General features: G+C 38.0%; 7 protein-coding genes and 1 pseudogene. 3 read left to right on the top strand and 5 right to left on the bottom strand.

The window, feature by feature from the left end:
- Nucleotides 1-168: 168 nt before the first annotated feature.
- Nucleotides 169-651, bottom strand: a complete 483-nt coding sequence (locus tag P20311_RS12125; protein ID WP_008113183.1) for a YajQ family cyclic di-GMP-binding protein — start codon at nucleotides 649-651, stop codon at nucleotides 169-171.
- 151 nt (nucleotides 652-802) lie between these two features.
- Here P20311_RS12125 and P20311_RS12120 point away from each other — a divergent pair, with 151 nt between their 5' ends.
- Nucleotides 803-1,153 carry a VanZ family protein gene (locus P20311_RS12120; RefSeq protein WP_008113182.1) on the top strand — a complete coding sequence of 117 codons (351 nt, stop codon included), beginning with the start codon at nucleotides 803-805 and terminating at the stop codon, nucleotides 1,151-1,153.
- Complete coding sequence (locus tag P20311_RS12115; protein WP_008113181.1) at nucleotides 1,146-2,048, top strand: ketopantoate reductase family protein; 903 nt, start codon at nucleotides 1,146-1,148, stop codon at nucleotides 2,046-2,048. Before P20311_RS12120 ends, P20311_RS12115 begins: the two co-directional genes overlap by 8 nt.
- Before the next feature lie 26 nt (nucleotides 2,049-2,074).
- On the opposite strand, the gene thiI is transcribed toward P20311_RS12115, so the two are convergent.
- On the bottom strand, nucleotides 2,075-3,532 hold the full coding sequence (gene thiI, locus P20311_RS12110) for a tRNA uracil 4-sulfurtransferase ThiI (RefSeq protein ID WP_008113180.1): 1,458 nt from the start codon (nucleotides 3,530-3,532) through the stop codon (nucleotides 2,075-2,077).
- A 100-nt stretch (nucleotides 3,533-3,632) separates the two neighbouring features.
- Nucleotides 3,633-4,286 (bottom strand): TetR/AcrR family transcriptional regulator, encoded by a 654-nt coding sequence (locus P20311_RS12105; RefSeq protein WP_008113179.1) that lies wholly within the window; start codon nucleotides 4,284-4,286, stop codon nucleotides 3,633-3,635.
- A 177-nt stretch (nucleotides 4,287-4,463) separates the two neighbouring features.
- Between P20311_RS12105 and coaD the strand changes: the two genes are divergently transcribed.
- The gene (gene coaD / locus P20311_RS12100) at nucleotides 4,464-4,955 is read left to right on the top strand and encodes a pantetheine-phosphate adenylyltransferase (RefSeq protein WP_024601870.1); all 492 of its coding nucleotides are present in this window, start codon (nucleotides 4,464-4,466) and stop codon (nucleotides 4,953-4,955) included.
- Nucleotides 4,956-4,975: 20 nt separating this feature from the next.
- Here coaD and P20311_RS12095 read toward each other — a convergent pair whose 3' ends face one another.
- Both P20311_RS12095 and P20311_RS12090 read right to left on the bottom strand, forming a co-directional pair.
- Nucleotides 4,976-5,497: a hypothetical protein gene (locus P20311_RS12095; RefSeq protein ID WP_008113177.1), complete on the bottom strand. Its 522-nt coding sequence runs from the start codon at nucleotides 5,495-5,497 to the stop codon at nucleotides 4,976-4,978.
- A pseudogene (locus P20311_RS12090) lies at nucleotides 5,497-5,739 on the bottom strand (hypothetical protein); the annotation flags it as partial. The gene P20311_RS12095 and the pseudogene P20311_RS12090, both read right to left, overlap by 1 nt.

Genomic DNA, 5,739 nt, shown 5'->3' with positions numbered 1-5,739 from the left:
GGGTTCGGGGTTCGGGTCGGGTTCGGGGTTCGGGGTTCGGGGTTCGGGGTTCGGGGTTCGGTAATTATCATAGATTTAAAAATAAAAAAGCCAAACAATATAGCGTGTTTGGCTAAATACATGTTGCTTTGAACTAAGCGCCTGTAGCGCCTAGCTCGAAACAATAAATTAATCGCGGAAGTTTTTAAACTGAAATGGCTGACCTAAATCGGCAGTGCGCACAACTTGCATAGCAGCTTGTAAGTCATCTCGCTTTTTACCCGTTACGCGTACTTCTTCGCCTTGAATAGCCGCTTGCACTTTTACTTTAGAATCTTTAATGGCTTTTACTACTTTTTTAGCCATGTCTTTTTCGATGCCCTGCTTTAGTGCAACGTTACGAAAAACATTTTTACCTGCACGAGAAATCTCTTGAAGTTCTAGACTAGCAACATCCATCCCACGCTTAGAAACTTTACCAGCTAAAATATCAAACAACTGCATAACCTGAGCATCTGCTTCAGCTTTTAATTTAATTGTTTTATCGTTTAATTCAATTGAGGCATCGACCCCTCTAAAATCAAATCGAGTCTCTAATTCACGATTGGCGTTATCAACCGCGTTTTGTGCTTCGTTCATTTCTACTTCAGATACAATATCAAATGAAGGCATGATGTTCTCCTAACTAGCTAATCTTAATTTTATGCGGCAATTATAACGTTAAAATGATAAATCTTTACACTTTTCTGCATCTTGTTCAGGTGCGATACTAATTTAGTTTGATATACTGAGGCTTCTTTTTTATACGATTTTAGGATTTTTTGTGACGAGGCGTGTTTACCAAGCTATTTTTTTGATTAGTATTGTCGCATTTACCTTCTTATTTGCTAAAGAGGTAAAAGGGGCTGCAAACTTATTTCCGCATGTAGATAAAGTGGCGCATTTTGGTATTTTCTTTTTACTTGCCATTATTATGGATAAAGCCTTTAAACTGCCTTTATATGCACAAATATTGCTGTTAGCCGGCTATGGTGCCGCAATAGAAATTATGCAAGATAGCCTCCCTTACAGACAAGCATCACTGGCCGATTTTGTTGCCGACTTTATTGGTGCGGCAAGCTACTTTTTAGCTAAAGCGCTATTAACACTACGTAAAAAGAAGCGTTATGGCTAACATACTTGTTGTTGGTGATGGTGCTATTGGCTTGTTATTTAGCCATTTTTTAGCTAAACGTCGCACTGTTTACATCCTTACCAAAAAGGGCACAGTCAATACGCGCTTTTATAGCTGTGGTGATGCTCCTTCGGAAAAAATTAACGCTACTTTCATCTCACAACAGCAATTAGCTCAAGCTCCTGAATTTGACATTGTCTTATTCACTGTTAAAGCGTTTGCAGTGCAACAAGCCTATGCGCAAGTAAAACCTTTTCTAGGCAAGAGTACTCATATTGTACTAAGTCATAATGGCATGGGTAATGTTGAACAATTAAATGCACAGTTAACACAGCAGCAATCGTTGTACTTTTTAACCACTAGCATGGCTGGATTTAAGTCAAACCCTAATATTGTGCAGCATACTGGAAACGGGCAAAGTGTATTAGGGGGCTATAATCAACTAGCTATTCAAAATCTTCAACAGTTTAGTGCGCAATTACACACTATTCCGCAATTAATTGTCAGCAACAATATTGAGCAACTTAGGTTTGAAAAGCTACTGGTTAATATTGCCATAAATCCATTAACCGCTCTGTACAATATAAAAAATGGCCAGTTGCGTGCGCCACAGTTCAATAGCTCAATTATTAATTTATTAACAGAGGCGTGCCATATTGCGACCGCGCTTAAACTTAATATTAAGCTTATCGATGCCCTCGAGCGCGCCTATAAGGTGATGAGTTTAACCGCAGAGAATTACTCATCTATGCATCAAGACGTTTTGCACAATAGGCAAACTGAGATCATGGCAATTTGTGGTTATATTAGTGAACAAGGCAAGCATCATAATATTGCGACCCCGTATAACGACGCTTTACTTGCTGAAATTTTGGCAAAAAAAAGCGCGGAATAAATCCGCGCTTTTAAAATATTTAGCCATTAACGACGATAGACTTTTACAGTGGTAAAGCCTTCTTCGTGAAGAATAAGCGCTTGTAACTGGCTCATTACCCCTTTTTGGCAATATAAGTAATAGTCTTTACCTTTAGGTAAATCACCAAACTTAGTTGCTAAACGGAAAAACGGTAAATGAATAACTTCAATACCATCAATTTCAAGCGGAGCGGCATCTTCTTCCTCAGGTGAGCGAATATCAACAACAACCGCTCCCTCTGGTAACTCTGTAACTGACTCAGCTTCTTTAAGCTCTTGCTTAGCTTCAACATCGATATCGCGCACATCCATAACACGGGCGTTATCAATAACGGTATCTAATACGTCAAAATCAAACTTCTCTTCTTCTGCTTTAATGACTTCAATTTTGGCTTTAACCGTCGGCTTTTTAGAGATCACACCACAGTATTCAGGCATCGTTTCTGCCATTTCTGCAGTGCCTATTTGGCGAGCTATATTAATGATCTCTTGCTTATCATGTTGGATAAGTGGGCGTAAAATCAGCGTCTCGGTTACACGGTCAATCACACTTAAGTTAGCTAAGGTTTGACTAGACACCTGACCTATACTTTCACCCGTTACCAAAGCTTGAATATTTAGTTTTTCAGCAACGGCACTACCCGCTCGCATCATCATACGTTTAAGCACAACACCCATTTGGCTGTTCTCAACGTTTTCTAAAATTTCAGCAACCACTGGTTCAAAATCAACAGTAATAAACTTAACTTTATGTGTAGAGCTGTATTGTTTCCATAGATAGTAGCTCGCTTGCTTAACCCCAATTTCATGGGCAGCACCACCTAAGTTAAAGAATAAAAAGTGTGTACGAGCGCCTTTACGGATCATCTGATAACTGGCAACGCCAGAATCAAATCCACCAGACATAAGCGATAATACATCGTCTTGTGTTGGCAGTGGAAAGCCCGCCATTCCTAAATGGGTTTGCGTCACTATGTAGGCTTTTTCGTCTTTTATTTCTAAACGAATCGTTACCTCTGGGCGGCTTAGCTTTACTCGTGCTCCTTCAACATGTTGATTAAGTCCGCCACCAACGTAGCGCTCTAGTTCAGTTGAAGTAAAATCATGTTGACCTATGCGCTTAGCACGTACACAAAAGGTTTTACCAATAATAGTGTGGCCAACTAACGAGATGGTTTTTTGATAAATGTCATCAAGAGTTTTAAAGTCTGTTTCGGTCACTTCAATAAACTGTACGATGCCAGGAATGCGCTGCAAGCTATCGATAAAATCAAGGCGAGTTTGAGCATCGTCTAGTTTTGTAACAACTGAAATATTATCCCAGTTATTACGTACTTGTACTTTTTCGTCAACACGACGCAATACAATTTTAATGTTATTTTCTAACACTTTGGTAAAGCGTTTACGGACTGAACGGCTTTTAATGGCTATTTCAGGGTGTAGTTTGACGATAAATTTAAGCATAGTTCAACTCTTAGACTGCGGGAATTCGCGCACCCAGGCATTGGGCGCGGCGGATTATAGCAAAAAAATTAACGCCTAGGAACTAACCAACTTAACAGGCTTAAGGATTCTGAGGAGCTGAATTTGCTAAAAGAGTATACTTTTCTCTTAACTGATTAATTTTATTTGCGCTTTTTTCTGTGCTGTAGGCTTTAAATAAAGTCAGTACTTTTACAATGCCAGGGTAAATATCTTGCTCAACCAGCACGCCACTAAGTCTTCTTGCTTTCATATAAGGTGTCCAAAAGCTGACTGTTAATTTTAGTGTATGAGCAAGCTCGATGGCATCTTGTTCATCAATGGCAATAATTTCACTATCCCGCAAGGCCAAAATAATGTTGCGTACTTGCTCAAGTAGCTCCTGCTGAAAATCAATGTAACCCTGCTTTAAATGGCTATCGCGAGCGAGAATATCGCCAAGATTGTCGTAAAAAAAATGATAGCGCCACATTAACTCAAACAAAGAATCTAAATAAGGGCCAAGATGACTAAATGCATCATCGCCTTTATCAACTGGCTTAAAGTGAGTACTTAAATGATCACGATAAAGTGCAAATATATGGCGAATGATGTCTTCTTTGTTTTTAAAGTGGTAGTACAGATTACCCGGACTCATGCCTAAACTCGATGCAATATGATTGGTAGATATTGCTCTTTCACCGTGTTCATTAAACAATGAAATACTGGTTTGAATTATTTTATCCTTGGTATTCATATACTCATTACTCAATTTTCAAAAATACGATGCTGCATTAAAATAATCCACTAGTATAAACAAATCATTGCATTTGTAACACTGCGTAGCTGCAGTTATATACAATTTACTTACAAGGCTGCTTTGCACACTAAACACTGCTACACTACGGCTAAAAATAATAACACAGTAAATATTATGAAAGTGACCGCAATCTATCCAGGCACATTTGATCCCCTTACCAACGGCCACACTGATTTAATCCAGCGTGCTGCTAAGATGTTTGATACCGTTATTGTTGCTATTGCTCATAACCCGAGTAAAAAACCGTGTTTTACTTTAGAAGAACGCGTTGATTTAGCAAATGAAATTTTAAGCCATTTAGATAATGTAAAAGTGATTGGCTTTTCGGGCCTGCTCGCAGATCTGGCTCGTGACCATAACGCAAATGTATTGATTAGAGGTATAAGAGCGGTTTCTGATTTTGATTACGAGTTTCAGCTCGCGAATATGAACCGCCGTTTAAACCCTGATTTAGAAAGTGTATTTTTAACACCTGCTGAGCGTAATACTTTTATATCATCAACCTTGGTAAAAGAAGTTGCTCGCCATAACGGCGATGTGAGTGAGTTTGTTGATACCATAGTAATGAAAGCATTGCAGTCGAGGCTAGGTAAAACCAAGCATTAAAAATAACACCTAGCGTATCATTACATTGCGCTAGGTAGCTTCGCTCTTGCTGGAAACAGAACGTTCTTAAGCCTCACTAAACCTAAAAAATCTTTATTGATAAATAGTGCCAATGCCATTATAAAATCAAAGAGAATAACGCCAAACCCGTATGCAGCCCAAAACCACCAGTAATCAATGTTCCCTTTAACTTGAACATCATAATGCATCCCCAAAAATAAACAGGTATTAGCCCCTAACCCCAGCATTAAGTAATAAAAAGCAATAGGCGTGTTTTGCAACGTTATTTTTCGCCACAAAAAAAGAATCAAAATAGTTGTGAGATCAAATATGAAATAATCTTTATAAGTAGAAGTTTCGAGGCTTAAAAATGCACTTAGAAAATACGAGATCATCATTATTAATGAAATATGCAGTAAGCTTTTATCTTGTTTATTAATGCTCGAAGAAAGGTTGAATAGAAAAGCGATTAAAAATAGCCACAATATAAAATTACCTAAATTTTCGCCAACTTTAACAAGCAGCCATAATAGATCTGTCATTATAGGCTTTTAAACTCAGTGCGTGATCTAAATAAACGACCTTTAAGTTTCATTAGCCCTAAAAAGTCTTTATTGATAAAAATAGCTATAATCATCAGTAAATCAACAACATTAACCCCCATGGAGTATAGACTCCATAACCACCAAGGCTCTGAATTCCAGTTTATATAAAGATCTACATAAATAGCATAAGTTAAACATGCATTTATAATTAAACCACTTACAATATAGTTTTTAGCTAC

This window comes from Pseudoalteromonas sp. BSi20311 (assembly GCF_000239875.1).
In the GTDB taxonomy this organism is placed as follows: Bacteria; Pseudomonadota; Gammaproteobacteria; order Enterobacterales; family Alteromonadaceae; genus Pseudoalteromonas.
This window is presented reverse-complemented; position numbering and strand designations above follow the sequence as displayed.